Annotated in this window: 24 protein-coding genes and 1 pseudogene; 14 read left to right on the top strand and 11 right to left on the bottom strand. The window is 71.6% G+C overall.

The window, feature by feature from the left end; genetic code table 11:
• Positions 1-80 precede the first annotated feature (80 nt).
• Complete coding sequence (locus tag ACLQ2W_RS07405) at positions 81-1,835, bottom strand: acetyl/propionyl/methylcrotonyl-CoA carboxylase subunit alpha (protein WP_425785750.1); 1,755 nt, start codon at positions 1,833-1,835, stop codon at positions 81-83.
• Between the two features lie 133 nt (positions 1,836-1,968).
• Here ACLQ2W_RS07405 and ACLQ2W_RS07410 point away from each other — a divergent pair, with 133 nt between their 5' ends.
• The 4 genes from ACLQ2W_RS07410 to ACLQ2W_RS07425 all read left to right on the top strand — a co-directional run bounded on the left by ACLQ2W_RS07410 (position 1,969) and on the right by ACLQ2W_RS07425 (position 5,893).
• Positions 1,969-2,562: a PadR family transcriptional regulator gene (locus ACLQ2W_RS07410; protein WP_425786028.1), complete on the top strand. Its 594-nt coding sequence runs from the start codon at positions 1,969-1,971 to the stop codon at positions 2,560-2,562.
• Positions 2,563-2,656: 94 nt separating this feature from the next.
• Entirely contained in the window at positions 2,657-3,616 is a 960-nt protein-coding gene (locus tag ACLQ2W_RS07415; RefSeq protein ID WP_396773009.1) for an ATP-binding cassette domain-containing protein, read from the top strand.
• Between the two features lie 18 nt (positions 3,617-3,634).
• Entirely contained in the window at positions 3,635-4,390 is a 756-nt protein-coding gene (locus ACLQ2W_RS07420; protein WP_107157220.1) for an ABC transporter permease, read from the top strand.
• A gap of 117 nt (positions 4,391-4,507) precedes the next feature.
• Positions 4,508-5,893 (top strand): MFS transporter, encoded by a 1,386-nt coding sequence (locus ACLQ2W_RS07425; protein ID WP_425785751.1) that lies wholly within the window; start codon positions 4,508-4,510, stop codon positions 5,891-5,893.
• On the opposite strand, the pseudogene ACLQ2W_RS07430 reads toward ACLQ2W_RS07425, so the two are convergent.
• The 3 genes and pseudogenes from ACLQ2W_RS07430 to mycP form a co-directional block, all read right to left on the bottom strand.
• Positions 5,871-6,370, bottom strand: a pseudogene (locus ACLQ2W_RS07430) (O-methyltransferase). The gene ACLQ2W_RS07425 and the pseudogene ACLQ2W_RS07430 sit on opposite strands and share 23 nt — an antisense overlap.
• A 9-nt stretch (positions 6,371-6,379) precedes the next feature.
• Entirely contained in the window at positions 6,380-7,036 is a 657-nt protein-coding gene (locus ACLQ2W_RS07435; protein WP_425785752.1) for a Maf family protein, read from the bottom strand.
• A gap of 10 nt (positions 7,037-7,046) precedes the next feature.
• On the bottom strand, positions 7,047-8,159 hold the full coding sequence (mycP, locus tag ACLQ2W_RS07440; protein WP_425785753.1) for a type VII secretion-associated serine protease mycosin: 1,113 nt from the start codon (positions 8,157-8,159) through the stop codon (positions 7,047-7,049).
• 806 nt (positions 8,160-8,965) lie between these two features.
• Between mycP and ACLQ2W_RS07445 the strand changes: the two genes are divergently transcribed.
• Positions 8,966-9,547, top strand: coding sequence for a hypothetical protein (locus tag ACLQ2W_RS07445; protein ID WP_425785754.1), 582 nt, complete (start codon positions 8,966-8,968; stop codon positions 9,545-9,547).
• On the opposite strand, the gene ACLQ2W_RS07450 is transcribed toward ACLQ2W_RS07445, so the two are convergent.
• Positions 9,523-9,978, bottom strand: a complete 456-nt coding sequence (locus ACLQ2W_RS07450; RefSeq protein WP_425785755.1) for a hypothetical protein — start codon at positions 9,976-9,978, stop codon at positions 9,523-9,525. The genes ACLQ2W_RS07445 and ACLQ2W_RS07450 overlap by 25 nt on opposite strands.
• 101 nt (positions 9,979-10,079) lie before the next feature.
• Complete coding sequence (locus ACLQ2W_RS07455; RefSeq protein ID WP_425785756.1) at positions 10,080-10,292, bottom strand: acyl-CoA carboxylase subunit epsilon; 213 nt, start codon at positions 10,290-10,292, stop codon at positions 10,080-10,082.
• Positions 10,293-10,383: 91 nt separating this feature from the next.
• Between ACLQ2W_RS07455 and ACLQ2W_RS07460 the strand changes: the two genes are divergently transcribed.
• Together ACLQ2W_RS07460 and ACLQ2W_RS07465 are read left to right on the top strand one after the other, a co-directional pair.
• The gene (locus ACLQ2W_RS07460) at positions 10,384-12,378 is read left to right on the top strand and encodes a protein kinase domain-containing protein (RefSeq protein ID WP_425785757.1); all 1,995 of its coding nucleotides are present in this window, start codon (positions 10,384-10,386) and stop codon (positions 12,376-12,378) included.
• 84 nt (positions 12,379-12,462) lie between these two features.
• A complete protein-coding gene (locus tag ACLQ2W_RS07465) occupies positions 12,463-12,678 on the top strand; it encodes a hypothetical protein (RefSeq protein WP_425785758.1) in 216 nt (71 codons plus the stop codon).
• A 71-nt stretch (positions 12,679-12,749) separates the two neighbouring features.
• On the opposite strand, the gene ACLQ2W_RS07470 is transcribed toward ACLQ2W_RS07465, so the two are convergent.
• Positions 12,750-13,502 (bottom strand): GH25 family lysozyme, encoded by a 753-nt coding sequence (locus tag ACLQ2W_RS07470; RefSeq protein WP_425785759.1) that lies wholly within the window; start codon positions 13,500-13,502, stop codon positions 12,750-12,752.
• Between the two features lie 128 nt (positions 13,503-13,630).
• Positions 13,631-14,191, bottom strand: a complete 561-nt coding sequence (locus tag ACLQ2W_RS07475; RefSeq protein WP_425785760.1) for a Uma2 family endonuclease — start codon at positions 14,189-14,191, stop codon at positions 13,631-13,633.
• Positions 14,192-14,290: 99 nt separating this feature from the next.
• On the opposite strand from ACLQ2W_RS07475, the gene ACLQ2W_RS07480 reads away from it, so the two are divergent.
• From ACLQ2W_RS07480 to ACLQ2W_RS07495, 4 genes are all read left to right on the top strand, one after another.
• A complete protein-coding gene (locus ACLQ2W_RS07480) occupies positions 14,291-15,034 on the top strand; it encodes a M50 family metallopeptidase (protein ID WP_425785761.1) in 744 nt (247 codons plus the stop codon).
• A 154-nt stretch (positions 15,035-15,188) separates the two neighbouring features.
• Positions 15,189-16,172: a ketopantoate reductase family protein gene (locus tag ACLQ2W_RS07485; protein WP_425785762.1), complete on the top strand. Its 984-nt coding sequence runs from the start codon at positions 15,189-15,191 to the stop codon at positions 16,170-16,172.
• Between the two features lie 57 nt (positions 16,173-16,229).
• On the top strand, positions 16,230-16,733 hold the full coding sequence (locus ACLQ2W_RS07490; protein WP_425785763.1) for a SigE family RNA polymerase sigma factor: 504 nt from the start codon (positions 16,230-16,232) through the stop codon (positions 16,731-16,733).
• A complete protein-coding gene (locus ACLQ2W_RS07495) occupies positions 16,726-17,604 on the top strand; it encodes a hypothetical protein (protein WP_425785764.1) in 879 nt (292 codons plus the stop codon). The genes ACLQ2W_RS07490 and ACLQ2W_RS07495 overlap by 8 nt, the downstream gene beginning before the upstream one ends.
• A 67-nt stretch (positions 17,605-17,671) precedes the next feature.
• Here the strand turns inward: ACLQ2W_RS07495 and ACLQ2W_RS07500 are convergent, their stop codons facing one another.
• Positions 17,672-19,255, bottom strand: a complete 1,584-nt coding sequence (locus tag ACLQ2W_RS07500) for an acyl-CoA carboxylase subunit beta (RefSeq protein WP_425785765.1) — start codon at positions 19,253-19,255, stop codon at positions 17,672-17,674.
• A gap of 97 nt (positions 19,256-19,352) precedes the next feature.
• Between ACLQ2W_RS07500 and ACLQ2W_RS07505 the strand changes: the two genes are divergently transcribed.
• Complete coding sequence (locus tag ACLQ2W_RS07505) at positions 19,353-20,225, top strand: biotin--[acetyl-CoA-carboxylase] ligase (protein ID WP_425785766.1); 873 nt, start codon at positions 19,353-19,355, stop codon at positions 20,223-20,225.
• A 147-nt stretch (positions 20,226-20,372) separates the two neighbouring features.
• A complete protein-coding gene (locus ACLQ2W_RS07510) occupies positions 20,373-20,942 on the top strand; it encodes a PH domain-containing protein (RefSeq protein WP_405092409.1) in 570 nt (189 codons plus the stop codon).
• Between the two features lie 25 nt (positions 20,943-20,967).
• Here the strand turns inward: ACLQ2W_RS07510 and ACLQ2W_RS07515 are convergent, their stop codons facing one another.
• Positions 20,968-21,666: a GtrA family protein gene (locus ACLQ2W_RS07515; RefSeq protein ID WP_425785767.1), complete on the bottom strand. Its 699-nt coding sequence runs from the start codon at positions 21,664-21,666 to the stop codon at positions 20,968-20,970.
• Between the two features lie 63 nt (positions 21,667-21,729).
• Complete coding sequence (locus ACLQ2W_RS07520; RefSeq protein WP_425785768.1) at positions 21,730-22,572, bottom strand: GtrA family protein; 843 nt, start codon at positions 22,570-22,572, stop codon at positions 21,730-21,732.
• Positions 22,573-22,707: 135 nt separating this feature from the next.
• Between ACLQ2W_RS07520 and ACLQ2W_RS07525 the strand changes: the two genes are divergently transcribed.
• Positions 22,708-24,549, top strand: coding sequence for a phosphoenolpyruvate carboxykinase (GTP) (locus ACLQ2W_RS07525; protein ID WP_425785769.1), 1,842 nt, complete (start codon positions 22,708-22,710; stop codon positions 24,547-24,549).
• Positions 24,550-24,557: the final 8 nt, after the last annotated feature.

A 24,557-nucleotide genomic window follows, 5' to 3' on the forward strand; every position in this document is an offset into this window, starting at 1 on the left:
TGGTGGCCCAGACCACCCGAGGCGCGAGGTGTCAAAAGGGGGCCCCGCCTATACCGGAGGCGTTAACCGGGGGCCCCTCCTTACTCTTTGATCGTGCAGATGGGGGCGCCGGCGGTGATCACCGCGCCGACCTCGGCGGCCAGGCCGCTCACCGTGCCGGCCTTGTGCGCGTGCAGCGGCTGCTCCATCTTCATCGCCTCGAGGACGACGACGAGGTCACCCTCGGCGACCGTGTCGCCGTCCGCGACGGCGATCTTGACGATGGTGCCCTGCATCGGGGAGGCGAGCGTGTCCCCGCCGACCGCGGTGCCCGCCTTGCCGCCGCCACCACGGCGGGCCGGCTTGCGGGCGGCGGGCGCGGCGGTCGCCGTACCCGCGCCGAGGCCGGCGGGGAGGACGACCTCCAGCCGCTTGCCGCCCACCTCGACCACGACGGTCTCGCGCTCGGCCGGAGCCTCGGCGGCTCCGGCGACGGCGGTGAACGCCGGGACGGTGTTGTCCCACCCGGTCTCGATCCACCGGGTGTGCACGGTGAACGGCTCGGCGGTGAACGCCTCGTCGCGGACCACCAGGCGGTGGAACGGCAGCGCGGTGGCCATGCCCTCGACCACCATCTCGTCGAGCGCCCGGCGGGCCCGCTCCAGCGCCTCGGTACGCGTCTCGCCGACGATGATCACCTTGGCCAGCAGCGAGTCGAAGTTGCCGCCGATCACGTCGCCGGCCGAGATGCCGGTGTCGACCCGCACGCCGGGACCGCTGGGCAGCCGCAGCGCGGTGACGGTGCCCGGCGCGGGCAGGAAGTTGCGGCCCGGGTCCTCGCCGTTGATGCGGAACTCGATGGCGTGCCCGCGCGGCGTCGGGTCCTCGGTGAGGCGCAGCTTCTCGCCGTCGGCGATGCGGAACTGCTCGCGCACCAGGTCGATGCCGGCGGTCTCCTCGGTCACCGGGTGCTCGACCTGGAGCCGGGTGTTGACCTCCAGGAAGGAGATGGTGCCGTCCCCGCCGACCAGGTATTCCACCGTGCCGGCGCCGTGGTAGCCGGCCTCCCGGCAGATCGCCTTGGCGCTGTCGTGGATCTGGGCGCGCTGCGCGTCGGTGAGGAACGGCGCGGGCGCCTCCTCGACCAGCTTCTGGTGCCGACGCTGGAGGGAGCAGTCCCGGGTGCCGACGACGATCACGTTGCCGTGCTGGTCGGCGAGCACCTGCGCCTCGACGTGGCGGGGCTGGTCCAGGTAGCGCTCGACGAAGCACTCGCCCCGGCCGAACGCGGCGACCGCCTCGCGGGTGGCCGACTCGAACAGGTGCGGGATCTCCTCCAGCGTGCGGGCCACCTTGAGGCCCCGGCCGCCACCGCCGAACGCCGCCTTGATCGCGACCGGCAGGCCGTGCTCGGTGGCGAACGCGGTCACCTCGTCGGCGCCGGCCACCGGGTCCGGCGTGCCGGGCACCAGCGGTGCGCCGGCGCGCTGCGCGATGTGCCGGGCGGTCACCTTGTCACCCAGGTCGCGGATCGCCTGCGGGGTGGGGCCGATCCAGGTCAGCCCGGCGTCGAGGACGGCCTGGGCGAAGTCGGCGTTCTCGGAGAGGAAGCCGTAGCCGGGGTGCACGGCGTCCGCGCCGGCCCGGGCAGCCACGTCGATCAGCTTGTCGATGCGCAGGTAGCTGTCCGCGGCGGTGTCGCCGCCGAGGGCGTACGCCTCGTCGGCGAGCGTGGCGTGCAGGGCGTCCCGGTCGGAGTCCGCGTAGACGGCGACGCTGGCCAGACCGGCGTCACGGCAGGCGCGGATGACGCGGACGGCGATCTCGCCGCGGTTGGCGATGAGAACCTTGCGCACCTTGGGGGCTCCTCCCGGGAGGTCGATGCCGGGAGTGTATCGGCCGAGGTGCCGGCCCTAACGATCGCTCAGTGTGGGATGCCGCACTGTAGTCAAACTTGGTTATTACGCTTGTCCGGTGTCGGCGACGCGGATGATGATTCTGGGTTTGGTCAGGTGGATGCAGCCGGTGCACGGCTACGACGTGCGCCGCGAACTGCTCAGTTGGAGTGCGGACAAATGGGCCAACGTGCAGCCCGGGTCGATCTACCACGCGTTGCGCAAGCTCGCCGACGAGGGGTTGCTGCGGACCGTCTCGGTCGAGCAGGTGGGCGCGCGTCCGGCCCGTACCACGTACGAGGTGACGGCGAAGGGGGAGGACGAGTTCGAGACGCTGTTGCGGGCACAGTGGTGGCAGCTCCACGAGCCGCCGGACCCGTTCGCGGTGGCGTTCTCGTTCCTGCCGGCGATGCCGCGTGAGGAGGCGGCGGCGGCGCTGCGCAACCGGGCCAACCTGCTGCGCGCCGGGGTGGAGTCGATGCGGGCCTCGCTGGACTCGGACTGGGTACGGGCCCGCAAGCCGGTGCACGTCGGCTGGATGTTCGAGCTGTGGCTGGCCCGGGCAGAGGCGGAGATGGCCTGGTGCGAGCGGATCGCGGAGCGGATCGAGTCCGGGGTGTCGTACCTGCCGGAGGGGATGGCGCGGGCCGACGGTTGGTCCGGCTGGACGGACGGAGACACGAAATAATCAACGTTGACCACAAGAGCTATATCGCGTTAGCCTCGACGCGAACCGCTGACCGGTGGCCGGGTGCCCCCGGCCCGGACGACCAGGAGCAGAAATGATCGAGACCAGGGGGCTGCGGAAGTCGTTCCGCTCCCGCGCGGGTCGCGAGACGAAAACCGTGGACGCGGTCCGCGGCGTCAACCTCGACGTCGCCGAGGGGGAGATCTTCGGCTTCCTCGGGCCCAACGGCGCCGGCAAGACCACCACGCTGCGGATGCTCGCCACCCTCATCGAGCCGGACGGCGGCCAGGCCACCATCGCCGGCGCCGACCTGCGCAAGGACCCGTCCGGGGTGCGCCGCCGGATCGGCTACGTGCCCCAGGGCGGCAGCACCTGGGACGAGTCCAGCGCCCGCGAGGAGCTGGTGCTCCAGGCCCGCCTCTACGGCATCACCAAGGCCGACGCGCACCGACGCGCCGCCCGCGCGCTGGACGCGTTCCAACTCAGCGAGTACGCCGACCGCAAGTGCAAGACCTACTCCGGCGGTCAGCGTCGGCGCGTCGAGATCGCGCTCGGCATCATCCACGAACCGAAGATCGTCTTCCTGGACGAGCCGACCACCGGCCTCGACCCGCAGAGCCGCGCCCACATGTGGGACGAGATCCGCCGGCTGCGTACCGAGGGGATGACCGTCTTCATCACCACGCACTACCTGGACGAGGCCGACGCGCTCTGCGACCGGATCGCGATCATGGATCACGGCGAGATCGTCGCGGAGGGCACCCCGGCCGAGCTGAAGCGGGAGATCTCCGGCGAGGTGGTGATCGTCGGCCTGGACGCCGCCAGCACCCCGCAGGCCGCCGAACTGCTCGACACCGAGGCGTACGTGACCAAGCTGGAGACCGTCGACGAGGGCGGCCTGCGCCTCTACGTCGACGAGGGCGCGGTCGCCATTCCGCAGGTGCTGCGCCGCCTCGACCACGCCGGGCTGGAGCTGCGCTCGATCGAGCTGCACCGACCCAGCCTCGACGACGTCTTCCTCACCAAGACCGGCCGCTCGCTGCGCGAGTCCTGACCCCCGGAGAAGCCCGTCATGAAACTCGCCCGCGACACCTGGTTGATCTTCCAGCGCCAGGCCCAACTGCTGCTCCGCAACCCGGTCTGGGTCTTCGTCGGCGTCTTCCAGCCGGTGATGTACCTGCTGCTCTTCGCCCCGCTGCTCAAGCCGGCCCTGAACGCGCCCACCCAGGCCGCCGCGTACAAGATCTTCGTGCCCGGCCTGCTGGTCCTGCTGGCCATCTTCGGCGGCCTGTTCCAGGGCTTCGGCCTGATCGCCGAGCTGCGCGCCGGCGTCATCGAACGCTCCCGGGTCACCCCGGTCAGCCGACTCGCCCTGCTGCTCGGCCGCGCCCTGCGCGACGTGGTCTCGCTGATCGCGCAGGCCGTCATCATCACGCTGCTGGCGGTCCTGTTCGACCTGCGGGTCTTCATCGGCTACCTGCTCCTGGCGTACCTGATGCTCGCCCTCATCGCGCTGATGACCTCGGCCGTCTCCTACGGCGTCGCGCTCAAGGTCAAGAGCGAGGACGCGCTCGCCCCGTTGATGAACACCGTCGCGCAGCCGGTGCTGCTGCTCTCCGGAATCCTGCTGCCGCTCACCTTCGCTCCCGGCTGGTTGCAGGGCGTCGCCAAGTGGAACCCGTTCTCCTGGGCGGTCGACGGCACCCGCGCCCTGTTCGCCGGCGACCTGGGCAACGACAAGGTCTGGCAGGGCCTCAGCATCATCGCCGTGCTCGCGGTGGCCGGCGTCGTCTGGGCCGCCCGCCAGTTCGCCCGCAGCGTCCGGTGAAAGGCGGGGCCCCCTCTTAACGCATTCGGTAGAGGCGGGGCCCCTTCTTAACACCCCAGCGAGAGCTGCCTCTCACTGCTGGCGGGGTGCCGGTCACGCGCGCGTAGCGTCGGGCCGGTGCCCCGCCTCACCCGTGACCGCTCCACCTGGCTGGCCTACGCCCAGCTCGGCCTCTGGGGCTTCTTCCTCTACGGGTTCGGCCCCGTCGTACCGCTGCTCCGCGACGAGCAGAACACCAGCGCCGCGGTGGCCGGCCTGCACAGCACCGGCATCGCGGTCGGCGCGCTGGCCGGCGGCGCGCTCTTCGCCCCGGTCGCCCGCCGCTACGGCCGCGGCCCGGCCGTCTGGCTCGGCCTCGCCGGCGTGGCCGCCGGCGTCGCCGCGCTCGGCGTGCTCCGCCCGCCGCCCGCCACCATCGCCGCCGTCGCGGTCGTCGCCACCTTCGGCATGATGGTGATCAGCGGCGTCAACGTGCTGCTCACCGCCCGGCACGGCCCGGCCGCCCCCGCCGCGCTCACCGAGGCCAACGCCGTGTGCGCCGGCATGGGCATCCTGGCCCCGCTGACCATCGGGGCCACCGTCGACGCCGGCCTCGGCTGGCGACCCGTGACCGCCGTCGAGGTCGGGCTGATCACGCTGGTCGCGCTCACCGCCCTGACCTTCCGGGTACGCCTGCCGAAGCGCGCCCCCGCTACCGCGGCTGCCGCCGTCCCCGTCGGGGCGCCGGCCGTCGTCCCCGTCGCGGGGCCAGCCGTCGTTCCTGCCGCCACACCGGCCGTCGTCTCCGCTGCGGGGCCGGCCGTCGTCCCTGCCACGGGGCCGGCCGTCGTTCCCGCCGGAGGGCCGGCCGAGCTCGGATCGGGTGGCCGCCCCGCTCCTCCATCCTCCCTCCGGGGTGCCGACGCCGACGGGCCGGCGACGTCGGGGCGGTTGCCGCGCGCGTACTGGATCGCCTGGGTGTTGATGGCGGTCACCGGCTCGATCGAGGTCTGCCTGTCGCTCTGGACCGCCGACGTGCTGCGTACCCACGCCGGGCTGAGCGCCGGCGGCGCGTCGGCGGCCGTCGCGGCGATCGTCTGCGGCATGTTCGCCGGGCGGGCCGCCGGGGGACGGGCGGCGCTGCGCTGGCCACCGGTGCCGCTGCTGCTCGGCGCGTTCACCGTGTCGCTCGCCGGGTTCGCGTTGTTCTGGGCCAGCCCGATCGGCTGGCTGGCGGTCACCGGCCTGGTCGTGCTCGGCCTGGGCAACGCCCTGCACTACCCGCTGGCGATCTCCATCGCGCTGGCGGTGGCCGGCCCGGCCGCCGACCGGGCGGCGGGCTGGTCGTCGTACTCGATGGCGGTGGGTTTCGGGATCGCGCCGGTCGCGCTCGGCTGGGTGGCCGACGGCGTCGGACCGCATCCGGCTTTCCTGATGCTCCCATGCTTCATCGCGGCGGCCGTGCTGCTGACCGTCCGCCTGGGCCGCGCCCTGCCCCTGCTCAGCGCACCCGGGCGAGGGTGACGCCGTCGGCGATCGGCAGCATGACCACCTCGACGCGGGTGTCCGCGACGACCTCGTCGTTGAAGGCGGCGACCGCCCGATCGTCCGCGTCACGCGGAGCGAGCACCCGGCCGGCCCGGTGCGCCTGTCGATCCGGTCCTCGACGCCGGCCCGCGCCCAGTGGCGGCGCGCCACCCCGGTGTCCCCCTCGAAGGTGTCGAAGCAGGCCAACCGGCCGCCGTCGGCCAACCCGCGGGCGATCGCCAGCGCGGGCAACCAGGTGCAGGCGCCCACCGCCACGGCCTGCCGCACGCCGACCAGCCGGGTCAGGAGCATCAGGAACTCCACGTGCTCCGGCGCGACCCGCATGCCCGCCTCGGCCGGCAGGGCCGCCCGGGTCTCCTCGGCCAGGTCCCGGGCGATCTCGTCGGGCGCGGACCCGTGGGCCACCAGGTAGGCGTGCAACTCCGTGGTCAGCGGCAACGGCTTCGTGCTCATCCCCGGACGTTAGCCGAGATGTTCGATCTCCTGGCCGCCCGGCGCGACCTTCGTCCACAGGTCGACGACGCTCAGCCCCAACTCGCCGAGAAGCTGGCGCAACAGCGGCAGGGACAGCCCCACCACCGTGCCGGGATCACCCTCGATGCCGGTCAGGAACGCGCCGCCCAGCCCGTCGATGGTGAACGCCCCGGCCACCGCCAGCGGCTCGCCCGTCGCCACGTACGCCACGATCTCCTCGTCGCTGATGTCGGCGAAGTGCACCGTGGTCGAGGCGACCGCCTCCGCACGGGCCCCGGCCGCCACGTCGATCAGACAGTGCCCGGTGTGCAGCACGCCGCTGCGCCCGCGCATCCGCTGCCACCGCCGGGTGGCGTCGGCCGAGTCCGCCGGCTTGCCGAGGATCTCGCCGTCGAACGCGAGCACCGAGTCGCAGCCGAGCACCAGCGTGCGCTCACCCGGGACGGAACGCAGCCGGCCGAGCACGGCCTGCGCCTTCAGCTGGGCCAGTTCGAGGCACAACTCCTCGGCCCGGTCACTGACCACCTGCGACTCGTCGACGCCGCTGACCAGCACATCGGGCTCGATCCCGGCGGCCTGGAGCAGCTTGCGGCGGGCAGGACTCTGCGAGGCGAGTACGAGGCGCAGCGGCGCGGAGGTCGACACCCCGCCGACGCTACCGGCTCTCCCTCGGCGGTGGGTCGTCGGCACGTCGACGACGCCGCCAGATCAGATAGCCGCCGCCGGCAGCCAGCAGCACCCCGAGGGTCGCGAGGCCCTGGACCGTGCCGTCGTCACCGCCGGCTCCGGGCGCGGCTGCCGTCGGTGCCGGGGCGGTCACCCCGGTGGACTCGAAACCGAGCGGGGGTACGTCGGCGGTGAGTGCCGCGACCAGGTCGATGACCCCGTACCCGTACTGGTCGTCGCGACCGGGCGGCCCCTTGTCGATGGCGGTCGCGGTAAGGCGGTGCGCGACCTCCTCGGCGGGGAGGTGGGGATATTTGGAGCGGATCAGAGCAGCAGCGCCGGCAACAATCGCGGTGGCGCTGGAAGTTCCCGTGCCCTTCGAGTACTTGCCGCCAAAGCTGGTGCTGTAGATGTCGACAGCAGGAGCTGCGACGTCCACTTCTGGTCCACTAACAGAAATTGCCGCATGTAGTCCGTTGCGGTCTGTGCCGCCTACCGCGATTACACCCGGTTCGGAAGCAGGGTAGCCCACGCTTGCATCTTCTGGCCGATTTCCGGCGGATGCCACCACTACGATGTCTGCATCGAGTGCTGATTGAACGGCTTGCTGAAGGCGAGTGCTGGCGCCAGCGACTGCCGAGATGCTGACTATATCCGCGTGGTGTGCGACCGCCCATTCTATGCTTGCGGCGAGCTCGTCGGTGTCCCCTCTGCCCGCGAAGAGTTCGGATCGAATAGGCAGGAGCTTGGCTCTAGGGGCCACTCCGAGTGCTCCAGTGTTATCGCTTCTTCCATGGGCGGCGATTAAGCCGGCCATGGAAGTGCCATGTCCATTCTTGTCTTGGCGGCCATCCCCCCGGCCAGTCACGTCGGTTCCGGGTAGGACATTGCCTGCTAAGTCTGGATGGAGGTCGATTCCGGTGTCTGGCAGTGCAACTACAACGCCGTCGCCTTGACTAAAGCGATGCGCTTCAAGCATCTTTAGTGACTCAAGGTGCCATTGGTCTTTGCGCACAGCGACCGGCGGCGGTTCCACTAGGGGCGCAATCGTGGAACCGGCGAGGACTGAAAGGACTAGCCCAGCGACAAGGCAGGGTGTCATTATCGGTCGAAGCCGATGGCTGGACCTGGATCAGGCGGGCCGGCATCATCAGGCGGCCTCATGACCGGATCTACACCCTGCTCAACCTGCCATGGGTTGTCGGGATCCCATCGTCGCTGCTCGTCGCTTCCGCTTCTTTTTCTAGATTGCGTAGTGTAGCCGCCAACTGGACCTGCTCCCATCGGCGCAGATCCTGGACTTCCGCCGAGGGGCGGTAGTCCGTGGAATCCATTAGGCGAGATGGGCTTTCCGCTGCCGGGTCGAGAGCCAGCGCCACCTGTCGGCGCTGTTCCAGCCCCCCCTCCACCGATCACGCCGCCCACCGGGTTGACCCTGCGAGGTGTTGTACCTCCGTTTGAACTTGGCATCCCGGTAGCCGAGCCTCCGCCAATTAGCCCTCCCATCGGCAGAGATCGAGGCGGAGAAGTGGGCGCTGTGTCCCCACCCAGCAGCCGACTAGCTCGATCTATCCCGGAGGTGCTCTGGCTTTGCGGTCTCGTGCCAGGGCCCGTGATCGGCGGAGGTGGGAGATTCGTGGCTCCGCCTGTCGCCGTGCCGAGGATCGGACTAGCCGGCGACTGGACGGGCAGAGGGGGCGAGGCAGTCCCACCTCCTGCGCCGCCTAGTACGGGTCCCCTGCTTGCATCGGGGGAGCCCGCCGATGCGCCTGGCCTGGAACTGAGCCGATTTCGGGCGCCAACAGGGCTATCGATGGGCGCCGGCACGACAGGCGGGATTATCGGGACAGAGTTTCCGTATGCATCTGAGTCTTCGGCTTGCCTTGGCAGCTTTGCCTTTGGTGGAGGTTGGCGCAGCATGACCTGGGCCAGTTGGAGTTCTCCGCTCAACCCCGTCATCAACCCGCGCGCCCGTACGTTCAACTGCTCCAGGTCATCGTCGGTCACCGGGGGCCGCTCCGGCAGTCGGCTTCCGGCAACCGCCTTCGGGTCGGCGATCGTCGCCTCGTACGCCTGCTTCTGCCGCAGTTTGGTGGCGAACTCGTCGTACAGCGGTTGCAGTTCGCTGCGGGCGCTGCCGATGGCGCGCGCGGCGGCGGCGAGCGCGTCGTAGTTCGCGGCGGCGGCGTCGTGGGTGCGCTGCACCCGGTCGATGAGCTGGTCGAGTTCGCCGACGTACGCCTGGGCGGCGGCGTTGGTCTCGGGTGGCCACGCCTCGGCGAGGCCGCGCCGGTATTCCCGGAGTCGGCCGAGGTGGGCCAGCGCCAGGTCGCACACCTTGCGCCAGCCGGCGACCTGTTTCCACTGGCCGGCGGTGTCCTGGTCCTGGAGGCACGCCCACATGCTGAGCACGTCCATCAGTCGCCAGTCGGTGAGCCCGGAGGTGCGGCCGCCGCCCCGTTCGATCACGGCCGGACCACCCGCCCCTGATCGGGGCCGGTGGGGTCGGCGAGTGGCGGGGTGGGGCGCGCCACGGCGGTGGTGGTGGGGCCGGCGAGCGCCCGTTCGACGTCGGCGACCCGGGCGGAGGAGAAGGCGTCGGAGTCGTCGTAGTGGGCGGCGATCCGGCCGGCGGCCTCGGCGAGCCGGCCGGTGGCGGGTGCCAGGTCCCACACGGCGCTGACCGCGGCCTTCTGCGTCTCGTGGTGGGCCTGGAGGAACTGCACCAGTTCGACGAAGGCGTCGGCCGGGTTGGGCACCGGGGTCTTCATGTCGTCGGCGATGTAGGACAGATGGGGCGAGTAGTTGCGCGTGACCTCGTCCTGTAGCCGGTCGGCGAACTCGCGCATCTGTCGGATATCGGCCTCGATGCCGCCGTAGCCGCGCAGCCAGCCGGCTGGCTGGTTGTCCTCCGGGATCATCGGACCTCCCTGCCCGTCACCGAACGGTCTCCCAGAGTGAGGTTAGTAGCTCCACGCTGATCCTGGCAGCCCCCGCACGGCTCGCGTACGCGGGGAAGGTTTCAGCGGGGAAGGCCGGAACTGCGCCAGGCGCCGGGGCCGGCGACCGGCGTGGCGCCGGCCGGGCGGGCGCTGCGCGTCCAGTGCGAGACGGCGGCCGGCGCGGCGGCCGTGACCGGGCGGGTGCGCACCATGACCGCGCCGACCAGGGCGGCCAGTTCCTCGGCGGTGGGCACGCCGCGGACGACCCGGAACATCGGCTCTTCGGCAGACATGACTCAAGGGTACGCGTCGCGAACTCGACCTTCGTCGTAGAGTGGCGTGCCGGCGGTGTACGCGTCGGACCGGCCGGGTACCGTTTCTGCGATGTCGAACGCGCTTCCCCAACTCGTCGCTGACCGATACCGGCTCATCACGCCGCTCGGTCAGGGCGGCATGGGCCGCGTCTGGAAGGCGCGGGACGAGGTGCTGCACCGCGACGTCGCCATCAAGGAGCTGGTCCCGCCGCCGGGTCTCACCCCGGACGAGCGCCGTGAGATGCGGGAACGCTCGCTGCGTGAGGCGCGCGCGATCGCCCGGCTCAACAACGTCAACGTGGTCCGCATCTTCGACGTGCTGCGCACCGACGGCGACCCGTGGATCGTCATGGAGTACGTCGCCTCGAAGTCGTTGCAGGACACGATCGCCGAGGACGGCCCGGTCCCGGTGGCCAAGGCGGTCGAGATCGGTCTCGGCGTGCTGGGCGCGTTGAAGGCCGCGCACAAGGCCGGCATCATGCACCGCGACGTGAAGCCGGGCAATGTGCTGCTCGGCGAGGACGGTCGGGTGGTGCTCACCGACTTCGGCCTGGCGACCATTCCGGGCGACCCGAACGTGACCCGCACCGGCATGGTGCTGGGCTCCCCGGCGTACATCTCGCCGGAGCGGGCACGGGACGGCACCGCCGGTCCGGAGGCCGACCTGTGGTCGCTGGGCGCCACGCTCTACGCCGCCGTCGAGGGCAAGTCGCCGTACGCTCGCCCGTCGGCGATCGCCACGCTGGCCGCGCTCGCCACCGAGCCGATGCCGCCGCCGCGCAACGCCGGGCCGCTCAAGCCGGTGCTCCAGGGCCTGCTGCGCAAGGATCCGGACGAGCGGATCACCGCCGAGGTGGCGGAGCGCATGCTGCGCAAGGTCGGCGGCCGGCGGGTCAAGGGCATCTCGCTGCTGGACGGCGTACGCCGGCCGGGGCCGAACGGTCCGCGCGCACCGCGCCCGCCGCTGGTGCCCGCGCCGCGCCCCGCCGACGACCAGGTCGAACGCGCTTCCACCTCGGCGTCCGGGGTGGCCGCCGCCGCGAGTGGGGCGGTCGCCGAGCCGACCGCGAAGGTGTCGGCGTCCACCGCGGACGCCGGACCGACCGCGAAGGTGCCGCCGCCGGTCGCCGATCCGACGACGAAGCTCGACGCCGATCCGCCGGTCGACGAGACCCGGGTGGACGACGCCGACCCGGCGCTCGACGAGACCCGGCTCGACGGTGAGCCGGTCGTCGCCGCGCCCGCGCAACGTCCGGCGCCGGTCAGCCCGGCTCCGGCCGGATCCGCGCCGGTCAGCCCGGCGGCGGGTGGCCCGGTGTCGTCGACCGGTCGGGCGACCGTCCTGCCGGGCGTCAAGGCCGCGCCGAACCGGCGCAACCTGCTGCTCGGCGCGCTGGTTCTGGTGCTGCTGGTCGGCCTGGCGGTGGCCGTGCCGCTGCTGAACAACGGCGACGACGACGGGGGTGACGGCGGCCAGCCGACCACCGGTTCCTCGGTGGCGTCGGCGGTCCCGCCCGCGCCGAGTGCCAGCGCCTCACCGAGTGCGAGCGCGCCGTCGGCCAGCCCGTCGACGAGCCCGAGCCCGTCGGCCAGCCCGTCGCCGACCGGGTTCGTGCTGCCGGCCGGCTGGCGCTACTACACCGGCTCGAACGGCTTCAAGGTGCCGATCCCGAACGGCTGGCAGGCCCGGCCCGGCAACAACCAGGTCGTGCTCTACGAGGTGGGCGGCGCCCGCCGGGTGCTGTTCATGCAGTGGACGGACCGGCCGGAGAAGGACGCGCTCGCCGACTGGCGGGAGCAGGAGCCGTACCGGCGTTCGCGGGTCAACAACTACGAGCTTGTCGACATCGTCCCGTGCAAGGGCTACTACCGCACCTGCGCCGACTGGGACTGGCTGGAGACGCGCGACAACGGCACCCGTTTCCACGTGCGTAACCGGGGCGTGGCCACGGCCAGCAACCGGGGCTACGCGCTGCGCTGGGAGGTGCCGGCGAAGGACTGGCAGGCCAACCTGGCCGCGTTCGACGTCATCACCAAGGGTTTCGTGCCGGACCGGAAGAACTGACCCGGCGAATCCCGCGCCCGCGAAACTCGTTCGCATGACTTTCCGTAGTCGGGGGTATGAATACCCCGACGAAGGAGGTGCGACATGGGTTACCGACGCAGGGACACCGGCCCCCGGCTGGCACTGTGGATGCTGGTCGCGCTCGGCGACGCCGTCCTGCTCCTGATCACCGCAGGCCTGTCCGCGCCGGTCGCGGTCCTCGGGGTGCTCACCCTGGCCGTCGCCGGGGTCGCGGCGTGGCGCTGGACCCGTCGGCCTGCCGCGGTGCCCGTGCCGGTCGCCGCGCGCCGCCGGGCCTGAGCTTCGATCAGACGGTACGACGACAGCGGGACCGCCCCGGTTCGGGGCGGTCCCGCTTCCGTGCACGTCCGTCAGGTGTTGTTGGCCAGCGCGATCAGCCGGGTGCGGTCGCCGTTCCAGTAGTTGCGGTCGACGTTGCCGCTGATGCCGGAGACGCTGCCGGTGGCGGTGTACTGCCAGAAGCTCCAGACCGGGGCGCCGGCCGGGAGCGTGCCGGCCGAGCTGGCCCAGCGGGCGAGCCACAGCGGGTGGTTGGCCCACGGGCCGGTCCAGCTGCCGGTGCACTGGTTCCACCAGCTCGTGGTGGTGTAGATGACCGCGTACCGGCCGGTGCGGGAGCGGTAGGTGTTGAGGAAGTCCTGGATCCAGTTGCGCATGCCGGTGGTGCTCAGGCCGTAGCAGTAGCCGCCGCTGTACGGGTTGGCCTCGATGTCCAGCGCGGCGGGCAGCGTCCGGCTGTCGGCGGACCAGGCGCCACCGTTGCTGGCCAGGTAGCCGGCCTGGGTGGAGCCGGCGGAGATGTTCGGCCGGGCGAAGTGGTACGCCCCGCGGATCACGCCGGCGTTGTAGGCGTTCACGTAGTTCGTGTTGAAGTTCGGGTCCTTGTAGCTGGTGCCCTCGGTGGCCTTGATGAAGGCGAACTGGATGCCCGAGTTCCGCACGCTGGTCCAGTTGATGCTGCCCTGGTAGCGGGAGACGTCGATGCCGGGCGTGGTCGCGGCGGCGGCCGGTCCGGCGGTCGCCACGAGGGCCGCGGCCGCGGTGGCGGCGACGGCCAGGCCGGCGGCGAGGAGTCGGCGTACGGAGAATCTGGTACGGGCCATGGTTTGCCTCCAGAGGACGTCAACTGATTGACGCCCATCTTTGGAGATAACTGCCCTGTATCGCAATAGGAAGCAAGGAAATTTTCATCGACGAATGTCGTCGTCCCTGGTGGCGTGCGACTTCGGAGTCAGCGGAGCGCGGCCGGATCCATCGCCCAGCGGAACGGCTCGGTCACCGTCAGTGTCTCGCCGGCCTTGGCGATCGCGTCCTCGACGTAGTGCTCACCGTCGAGCCGGTGCAACCGCAGCGAGTGGCTGTCGCCGTCCTGCTCGACAAGCAGGTACCACGGAATGCGGGCGATCGCGTAGAGCTGCATCTTCAGGACCCGGTCGGCGGCGGCGTTACCGGGGGAGACGACTTCACATACCAGCCTGACCTCGCCGGCCTCGACCACGGTGCCTTCGTCGTCCGTGTCAGCGACGACCACGTCAGGGATGACCATGCGATTGACGCCGAGCCGTACGTTCACCGCCTCGAACACCAACAATCCGAGCGGGCGGGCAGCCAGGCGCAGGCTGTCCACCAGGTTCCAAGACACCAACTGGTGCCTCTTGCTCGGGGCAGGGGTCACGATCAGGCTCCCGTCGAGCAGCTCGATGCGGTCGAGGCTGTCCTCCAGCGTGAGGTAGTCGGCCTCGGTCCACGGACCCACGTGCGAGCTGTGGGGCTCCAAGGGGGCTGCGCTCACCGACCTCACCTCCGTTCCGGTGCCTCGCCCGATCAGTCTCACACTCTACGAGGCCGGGCCGGTCGATCGACACGACTCCGGCCGGTAGGCTCCCCGCCCATGCCCCTGATCGACGGTCTCACCACGCTCTGGGACACGCTGCTGAGCGCCCAGCCGGACCCGCCCCCGCTGCTGGTGGTGCTCACCGCCGTGGTCGCGCTCGCGGTGGTCGCCACCCGGTTGCCGTGGCGGATCGCCCGCAACGCGGTGACCATCGCCCACGAGGGCGGCCACGCGCTGGTGGCACTGCTCACCGGCCGGCGGCTGCACGGCATCCGGCTGCACTCGGACACGTCCGGGCTGACGCTCTCCGCCGGCCGGCCCTCCGGACCGGGCATGATCCTCACGCTGCTCGCCGGCTACGTCGCCCCCTCGCTGCTCGGCCTGGCCGGCGCGTGGCTGCTGGCCGGAAACCGGATCACGCTGCTGCTCTGGGTCGCGGTGGCGCTGCTGCTGGCCATGCTGGTGCTGATCCGCAACCTGTTCGGCGCGCTGTCGCTGCTGGTCACCGGCGGTCTGGTGCTCGCCGTCTCCTGGTACACCTCACCGCAGGTCCAGGCCGCGTTCGCCTGGACCTCGATCTGGTTCCTGCTGTTCGGCGGCGTACGCCCGGTGTTCGAGCTGCGACGCCAACGCAGCCGCGGCCGGATGCCGGAGTCGGACGCCGACCAGCTCGCCCGGCTCACGCCGTTCCCGCCGCTGTTCTGGGTGGCCGTGTTCCTGCTGGTCAGTGTCGGCGCGCTGGTCGCCGGCGCGCTGCTGCTGGCCGGCCCGATCCTCGCCGACACGGGCCTCACCGGCTGACCCGTCCCGCGCTCCGGAACCCGCCGCTCCGGTGCCCGCGCCGCGACCCGGCACGCCTCGTCGCACGGCATCTGCGGGCGTACCGGTCGGCGGCGGATCCGGGACACGCCACCGTTCCGGGCGGTACCCGGCCCGGCGAGGCAGAATCGGACCGGTGCGATACGTGATCATCGGAGCGGGTGCGGTCGGCGGCACCATCGGCGTACTGCTGGCCGACGCCGGCCGCGACGTGACGTTGGTGGCCCGCGGTGCCCACCTGGACGCGCTGCGCGAGCGGGGGTTGACGCTGCGGACGCCGCGCGGCACGGTGTCCGGCCGGCTGCCGGCGGCGGCCGGGCCGGGCGGCCCACCGTTGCCGGCCGACACCGTGCTGGTCCTCGCCGTGAAGTCGCAGGACACCGTCGCCGCGCTGACCACCTGGGCCGACGCGCCGGTGGCGGGCGGCGGCACGGCGGGCGAGCGGCTCCCGGTCGTGCTGGCCCAGAACGGGGTGGCGAACGAACCCGCCGCGCTGCGGCTCTTCGCCCGGGTGCACCCGGTCTGCGTGTGGCTGCCCGCCACCCACCTGGAACCGGGCGTCGTGGTCGCCAACGGGCACCCGCATCCGGGGATGCTGCACCTCGGGCGCTACCCGACCGGCGCCGACGACACCGGCCGGGCGGTCGCCGCCGACCTGACCGCCGCCGGGTTCGTCGCCCCGGTCCGCGACGACGTGATGCGCTGGAAGTACGGCAAGCTCCTGGCCAACCTCGGCAACGGCCTCCAGGCGCTGCTCGGACGCGACGTGCCCGAGCCGCTGTCGGCCCGGGTCCGCGCCGAGGGCGAGGCGGCGCTGGCCGCCGCCGGCATCCCGCACACGACCCGCGAGGAGGAGGCCGCCGCGCGCGGTGACCTGGTGTCGCACCGACCGGTCGACGGCGAAACGCGGTCCGGCGGCTCCACCTGGCAGAGCCTCGCCCGGGGTGCCGGCTCTGCCGAGGCCGACCACCTCAACGGCGAGATCGTGCTGCTCGGCCGCCTGCACGGGGTGCCCACCCCGGTCAACGCCGCGGTTCAGACCGCCGTCCGGCGGGCGGTCCGCGAACGGATCCCGGCCGGCGGCTTCCCCCGTGGGGAACTGGAGAAATTGGTCGGCTGAGCGGGCAACCCGAGCCGCGCCGCCAGGCGTGTCCCTGGCGAACACGGGGAGGTGGCAGTGCCCGACAGCGACGGCTTCGACGAGTTCTACCGGGGCAGCCGACAACGGTTGCTCGGCTTCGTGTACGTGCTCACCGGTGACCTGGCCGAGGCGCAGGACGCGGTGCAGGAGGCGTACATCCGGGCCTGGCAGCGGTGGTCGACCGTGCGCGGGTACGACGACCCGGAGTCCTGGGTGCGGGTGGTGGCCAGCCGGATCGCGGTGAGCCGGTGGCGCAGCCTGCGCAGCCGCGCCCGTGCCTACCTGCGGCACGGGGCGGACGATCACGTGCCGGCGCCGAGCACCGAGACGATGGACGTGGTGGCCGCGCTGCGCCGGCTGCCCGAGGCGCAACGCACCGCCATCGCGATGCACTACCTGCTCGGCATGCCGGTCGCCGAGGTGGCCCGGGAGACCGAGGCGCCGGTCGGCACCGTCAAGGCCCGGCTGTCGAGGGGGCGGAGCGCCCTCGCCGGGCTGCTCGCCGTCGCGGATCTGGAAGAGGAGGCGGCAGATGCCTGACGACGTCACGCTCGTGGAGGTGCTGCACCGGGACCTGCGGACCGTCCGGTGGGCGGAGCCGGCGGAGATCCGGGCCGCAGCCCGGCGGCGCACCCGGCGGACCACGGTGTTGGCCGCCGTGTCGGTGGTGGTGGTCGCCGCGCTCGCCGCGACGATGGTGGACCGCGCCGGCACCCCGCCGCCGCCCGCGGCCGGCACCCGCGCCGGGTACGCGGAGATTCCGGTGGCGGCGATGCTGACGCCGGGGGACGTGCCGGTCCCGACCGGTGAGCGTCTGGCCGACTCGGGTCTCGACGAGCCCGCCCGGGTCGACGACCTGCTCCAGGTCTGCGGCAAGGCCCAGGGTCTGCCGGCGGAGGAACCGCGCTCGCGTTACTCCCGCTCCCAGACGATGCTGGCCGCGGTCGTGGCCGGAAAGCCGCAGACCACGCCCGGAGCGGTGATCACCCAGGATCTCTACCGCATCGAGCCCCACGCGGCCCGTCGGTTCATCGGCGACCTAGAACACCGGGTGGGGGCCTGCGGTGCGTGGCAGGCGGCGGGCCAGGCCTACACCGATCGGGGGATGACCGACGCCCGGTTCGAGCACCGCTGGACGATCGCCGAGAGCGGGTTCGCCGGCGACCAGGCGGTGCTGCTCCGACACACCGCCACGGTGCTGCCCGACGCGACGACGGGTCAGCCGCCCGGCTACCCGCCGGTGTTCGAGAGCCGGGTGGTCGTCCGGGTGGGTGACCTGGTCAGCGTCCTCGTGCCGGCGGGGGCGCTGCGTACCGGCCTCCCCGACGCCCAGGCGCGCGAGGCGCAGCTGCGGGAGGTGGCCCGGGCCGCCGCCGCGCGGATGTGCGTCGCCGCCAACCCCGGCTGCTGACCCAGGCCGCGTGTGAGAAGGGGCCCCCGCTCTACGCGAGGCGTTAACCGGGGGCCCCTCCTTACACCTACAGCGGGATGTTGCCGTGCTTCTTCGGCGGCAGCGTCTCGCGCTTGGTGCGCAGCACCCGCAGCGCCCGCACGATCTGGGTCCGCGTCTCGTGCGGCGGGATCACCCCGTCGACGTAGCCGCGTTCGGCGGCGATGTACGGGTTGGCCAGCGTGTCCTCGTACTCGGCGATCTTCTCGGCACGGACGGCGGCCGGGTCCTCGGCGTTCGCCAGCTCGGCGCGGTAGAGGATGTTCACCGCGCCCTGGGCGCCCATCACCGCGATCTGCGCGGTCGGCCAGGCGAAGTTGAGGTCCGCGCCGAGGTGCTTGGAGCCCATCACGTCGTACGCGCCGCCGTACGCCTTGCGGGTGATCACGGTGACCTTCGGGACGGTGGCCTCGGCGTACGCGTAGATGAGCTTCGCGCCGCGCCGGATGATGCCGTCCCACTCCTGCCCGGTGCCGGGCAGGAAGCCGGGCACGTCCACGAACGTCAGCACCGGCACGTTGAACGCGTCGCAGGTGCGCACGAACCGGGCCGCCTTCTCCGAGGCGGCGATGTCGAGCGTGCCGGCGAACTGCATCGGCTGGTTCGCCACCACGCCCACCGGGCGACCCTCGACGCGGCCGAAGCCGACCACCATGTTCTGCGCGTACAGCGGCTGCACCTCGAGGAACTCGCCGTCGTCGAGCACGTGCTCGATGACCCGGTGCATGTCGTACGGCTGGTTGGCCGAGTCCGGGATCAGCGTGTCCAGCTCCCGGTCCTCCTCGGTGACCGCCAGCTCGGCCGGGGCGTCGAACACCACCGGCTCGTCCAGGTTGTTCGACGGCAGGTACGACAGCAGCGCCTTCACGTAGTCGATCGCGTCCTCCTCGTCGGTGCCGAGGTAGTGCGCGTTGCCGCTGCGGGCGTTGTGGGTGCGGGCGCCGCCCAGCTCCTCCATGCCGACGTCCTCGCCGGTGACCGTCTTGATCACGTCGGGGCCGGTGATGAACATGTGCGAGGTCTGGTCGACCATCACGGTGAAGTCGGTGACCGCCGGGGAGTAGACCGCGCCGCCCGCGCACGGGCCCATGATCAGGGAGATCTGCGGGATGACACCGCTGGCCCGCACGTTGCGGAAGAAGATCTCGCCGTAGAGACCGAGCGAGGCGACGCCCTCCTGGATCCGCGCGCCACCGGAGTCGTTGATGCCGACGACCGGGCAGCCGATCTTCATGGCCAGGTCCATCAGCTTGACGATCTTCTCCCCGAAGACCTCGCCGAGGGAGCCGCCGAAGACGGTGAAGTCCTGCGCGAACACGCAGACCTGCCGGCCGTCCACGGTGCCGTAGCCGGTCACCACGCCGTCGCCGTACGGGCGGGTGCGCTCCAGCCCGAAGTTCGTCGAGCGGTGCCGGGCGAACTCGTCCAGCTCGACGAACGAGCCCTCGTCGAGGAGCAGATCGATCCGCTCCCGGGCGGTCTTCTTGCCCCGCGCGTGCTGCTTCTCGACCGCGCGCGCCGACCCGGCGTGCACCGCCTCGTCGAGCCGTCGCTCCAGGTCCGCCAGCTTGCCGGCGGTCGTGTGGATGGTGGTCCCGGTCTCGGTAGTCACCCGTGGAATATAACGATGGTTCAGGTGGGTGAGGTTGTGCAGTGCGCCTCACCGCTTACCGGCGACCGGCGAACCCGGGGGGCCGTAGGCTGGCGGGATGCCCGGCTCGCCGTACACCGATCTGGACCGCCCGCCGCTGTCGGCGGCCCGGCTGCGGCGGGCGCTGGTCGCCCCGCACGGGCCCTGGCGCCGGTTGGAGCTGCTGGTGGAGACCGGCTCGACCAACGCGGACGTGGTGGCCGCCGCGCGGGCCGGCGAACCGGAGGGCCTGGTGGTGGTCGCCGAGCGGCAGACCGCCGGCCGGGGGCGGCGGGGCCGGGTCTGGCAGTCGCCGCCGCGCGCCGGCATCGCGGCCAGCGTCCTGCTCCGGCCCGGGGAGGCGGACGCCGAACGCGGCTGGTCGCCGGTGCCGGCCACCGGGTACGGCTGGCTGCCGTTGCTGGCCGGCGTCGCGCTGGCCGAGTCGGTCCGCCTGCTGGCCGAGCTGGACGCCCGGCTGAAGTGGCCCAACGACCTGCTGGTGGACGGCGCGAAGTGCGCCGGGGTGCTGGCCGAGGCGGTGCCCGGCGACGGGGCCGTGCCGCCCGCGATCGTGGTCGGCGTCGGCCTCAACGTGACGCTGCGCGCCGCCGAGCTGCCGGAGAACCCGACCGGGCTGCCGGCCACCTCGCTCCAGCTCGCCGGCGCCACCGCCACCGACCGCGATCCGCTGCTGCGGGCGCTGCTGCGCTCGCTCGCCGACTGGTACGCGCGCTGGCGCGACGCCGGGGGCGACGCGGAGGCCAGCGGGCTGCGCGACGAGTACCTGGCCGGGTGCGCCACGATCGGCCGCCGGGTACGGGTGCTGCTGCCGGACGGGCGCGAGGTGCACGGCACCGCGACCGGCGTCGACCCCGACGGCCAGCTCCTGGTCGACGCGTCCGGCGATACCCTCCGCCTGGCCGCCGGCGACGTGCTCCACCTGCGGTAGAAGGAGGGGCCCCTGCTTAACGCCTCCGGTATAGGCGGGGGCCCCGCTTAACACCTCCCACCTCCGGTAGCGGCCCGCGCGGCCGATGCCGCCGGGGTGCCCCGACCGGTTACGGTCAGCGCGTCCGGTTCCGCGAGGAGGTTCGAAGTGGCATTCCCCGAAGACGTGCTCACCGAGGACGAGCACGTCGTGCTGCACCTGCACCCGCACTGGAAGGCCCTGATCCGGCCGATCCTCGTGCTGGCGCTCACCGTCGCGGCGGTGGTCGCCGGCTGGATCCTGCTGCCCGACGGCGACGGCGGCGCCATCGCGCTGTACGTCCTCGCCGGGCTCGGCCTGGCGCTGGTGCTCTGGCTGGGCCTGTGGCCGTTCCTGGTCTGGCGCACCACGCACTACCTGTTCACCAATGAGCGGGTGCTGCTCCAGGAGGGCGTGCTCTCCCGCAACCGGCGGGACCTGCCGCTGACCCGGATCAACGACCACGCCATGCACCAGCGTTTCGTGGAGCGGATGCTCGGCTGCGGCACGTTGACCATCGAGTCGGCCGGTGAGCGGGGCCAGTCGGTGCTGCACGACGTGCCGCACGTGGACCGGGTGCAGACGAAGCTCTACGAGCTGGTCGAGGCCCACCACGACAAGCACAGCCTGGGCGACGGCGAGATGCGGGAGATGCTGGCCGACATGGCCGACGGGAAGCCGCTCCGCGACCCCTCGTGAGCCACGCCAGGGCGGGCGCCCACGTTCAGTGTCGGGCGCGGCGGGACGGGAACTCGGCGGCCAGTTCGGCGTCCAGGTCGGCGCGGAGCGCCCCGCCCAGCGCGGCGTCGACCGGAGCCGTACGCCCCTGGGGCGGCGTGTAGTCGCTCCTCGGGCGGCTCGCGCCCGGGGGCGGCTCCTCCTCCTCCAGCTCGCTCACCGATTCGGCCAGCTCGGCGACCGGGTCCATCTCCGCGACGTTGTCCCACTCGTCGCGGGGCACGGCGTGCCAGGTCTCCTCGGCGTGCTTCGGCACCGGCTGGAACACGAACGTGCGGTAGGACCAGAAGCGGAACAGGGTGGCCAGCAGGACGCCGACCGTCTTCGCCACGTTCAACGCCAGCAGGCCGTGTACGCCGAGGCCGTACTTCGCCAATGCCAGGACGCCGAGTTCGATGACCAGGCCGGCGCCGTTGAACAGGAAGAACAGGACGTATTCCCGCCGTAGGGCGGATTTCGGTCGATCCCGGTACGTCCAGTGCCGATTCATCAGATACGACGTGATCGTGGCGACGATGGTCGCGATCACGGTCGCCTTGAGTTGGCCGTCCCGGAAAACCGTGAGTGCCAGCGCATTGAACACCGCGTAATTGATGACGGTGTTGATGCCGCCGACGAGGCCGAACTTGGCCGCCTCGCGGATGAACTTCTGCCAGCGCTCGGGCAGCAGACGGACTCCAGGCATGCGGAACACCTTAGGGCAGTGGGCAGGGCCGGCTGGGCCCGGCGGGTCGGGATGGGCGGTGCGTCACGCCCCGGACTCTTGATCTCGGCTCGGTGCCGGAACGGGGGGAGTTCCCGCCTCGACGAAGACGAATCGTCGGTACGACCAGAAGCGGAACAGCGTCCCCAGGCCGGTGCCGACGATGAAGCTGGCGATGTTGTCGGCCAGGGGCGTCTGGAACACCGCCGGCCAGATCGCGCCCAGGCCGTAGCGGCTGATCGCCAGGCAGGCCACCGCGATGCCGAGGCCCACCCCGTTGAAGAAGAAGAACAGCGCGTACTCGCGGGCGGGGTTGGAGCGTTGCCGGTGTCGCCAGGTCCAGAACCGGTTGCCGAGGAAGGCGACCGTCGCGGCGACCACGGTGGAGATGGTCTTCGCCGCCAGCGGCGGCATGCCGCGCCCGCTCGACAGGTAGTTGAAGAGCGCGAAGTCGACGAGGAAGGCGAAGCCGCCGACGGTGGCGAACTTGCTCAGCTCGTGGATGAGGTGGCCGAAGCGGTGGAGCAGCGCTCCGATCGGACCCGAACGGGTCGGCGGAGCCCCCGGTTGGTCCCCCGTCATCGTCGCGGCCACCCGCCGAGAGTACCGGTTGGGGGGAAGGGGGACCCGCCGCAACGGCGAGTCGGCCGCGACAACTTCCCCGCCGTCCACCGTGGCCGGGTCGCCGGGAGGCGGTCCGGTGGTCCGTTCCGAATGTCCGTGAGCAGAGCGTAACCGACCGTACGAATGCGTGTGGCGCATCACGCAATCCCGCTTCCGCGGGTCGGGCGGTCGAAGGTTCGCCGAAGGATTTGCGTGAAACTGCGCGCGAAAGCGGGTATCAGATCGTGTAGCCGCAGCGTGGGCGTACCTTGTGCAGTTCTTCACAACCAGTCCCACTGACTGGGGAGGCAGCCCGGTTTACGCTGAGCCCAATCCCAGGTTTCCACGACGGCGGCGCCTCACCCGCCAGAACTCGTGCATCCCATAGATCGGTCAGCGTCGACCACAAGGAGATGTGACATGGTTGCTCCGGCTGTTGTGCGGGGTATCGATCAGGCCCCGACGTCCCACCCCAAACTGCTCGCCTGGGTCCGAGAGGTCGCGGAACTGACCACCCCGGAGCGGGTGGTGTGGGTGGACGGGTCCGACGAGGAGTGGCGTCGCCTCACCGACGAACTCGTCTCCAACGGCACCCTGATCCGGCTGAACCCCGAGAAGAAGCCCAACTCGTTCTACGCGCGGACGGACCCGACGGACGTCGCCCGAGTCGAGGAGCGCACCTTCATCTGCTCCGTCGACGAGGCGGACGCCGGCCCCACCAACAACTGGATGGCGCCGGCCGAGATGAAGCGGACGATGACGGAGCTGTACCGCGGCAGCATGCGCGGTCGCACCATGTACGTCATCCCGTTCTGCATGGGCCCGGTCGAGGCCGAGAACCCCATGTTCGGCGTCGAGATCACGGACAGCCCGTACGTGGTCGCCTCGATGCGGATCATGACCCGGATGGGGTCGTCGATCCTGGAGGCGATGGGCGACGACGCCGACTTCGTGCACGCGCTGCACTCGATCGGCGCGCCGCTGGCGCCCGGCCAGCAGGACGTGGCCTGGCCGTGCAACGAGACCAAGTACATCTCGCACTTCCCGGAGACCCGGGAGATCTGGTCCTTCGGTTCCGGCTACGGCGGCAACTCGCTGCTCGGCAAGAAGTGCTACTCGCTGCGGATCGCCAGCGTGATGGGGCGCGACGAGGGCTGGCTGGCCGAGCACATGCTGATCCTCAAGATCACCTCGCCGGAGGGCAAGGTCTACCACATCGCCGGCGCCTTCCCGTCGGCCTGCGGCAAGACCAACCTGGCCATGCTGGAGCCGACCATCCCGGGCTGGAAGGTCGAGACCATCGGTGACGACATCGCCTGGATGCGTTTCGGCCCGGACGGCCGTCTCTACGCGGTCAACCCGGAGTACGGCCTGTTTGGCGTCGCGCCCGGCACCGACTGGAAGACCAACGCCAACGCCATGCGGACGCTGGACCGCGGCAACTCGGTCTTCACCAACGTGGCGCTCACCGACGACGGCGACATCTGGTGGGAGGGCATGGGTGAGCCGCCGGCGCACCTGATCGACTGGAAGGGCAACGACTGGACGCCGGAGAGCGACCACCTCTCCTCGCACGCGAACAGCCGGTTCTGCACCCCGATCACGCAGTGCCCGATCCTGGCCGACGACTACTACGACCCGAACGGCGTGCCGATCGACGCGATCCTGTTCGGCGGCCGGCGGCGGGACACCGTCCCGCTGGTCACCGAGGCGCGGGACTGGGTGCACGGCGTCTACATGGGGGCCACGCTCTCCTCGGAGACCACCGCCGCCGCATCCGGCGCGGTCGGCGTGGTGCGCCGCGACCCGATGGCCATGCTGCCGTTCATCGGCTACCACGCCGGCGACTACTTCCGGCACTGGATCGAGATGGGCAAGGGCACGGACGGCGACGAGGCCAAGCTGCCCAAGATCTACTACGTCAACTGGTTCCGCAAGGACGCCGAGGGCAGCTTCCTCTGGCCGGGCTTCGGCGAGAACTCCCGCGTCCTCAAGTGGGTCATCGAGCGCCTGGAGGGCACCGCCGACGCGGTGGAGACCCCGATCGGCATGGTCCCGGCGCAGGACGCGCTGGACGTCGACGGCCTCGACATGACCCCGGAGGACGTCCGGATCGCCCTGAAGGTCGACCCGGAGGAGTGGCGCAACGAGCTGCCGCTGGTCACCGAGTGGTTCGAGAAGTTCGGTGACAAGCTCCCCGGCGTGCTCTGGGCCGAGCTGGACGCGCTGCGCGCCCGGCTGGACGCGGAGCCGCAGAAGTAACAGGTGTG

Origin of the sequence: Micromonospora sp. DT227 (genome assembly GCF_049841835.1) — a bacterium.
Taxonomy (GTDB): Bacteria; Actinomycetota; Actinomycetes; order Mycobacteriales; family Micromonosporaceae; genus Micromonospora.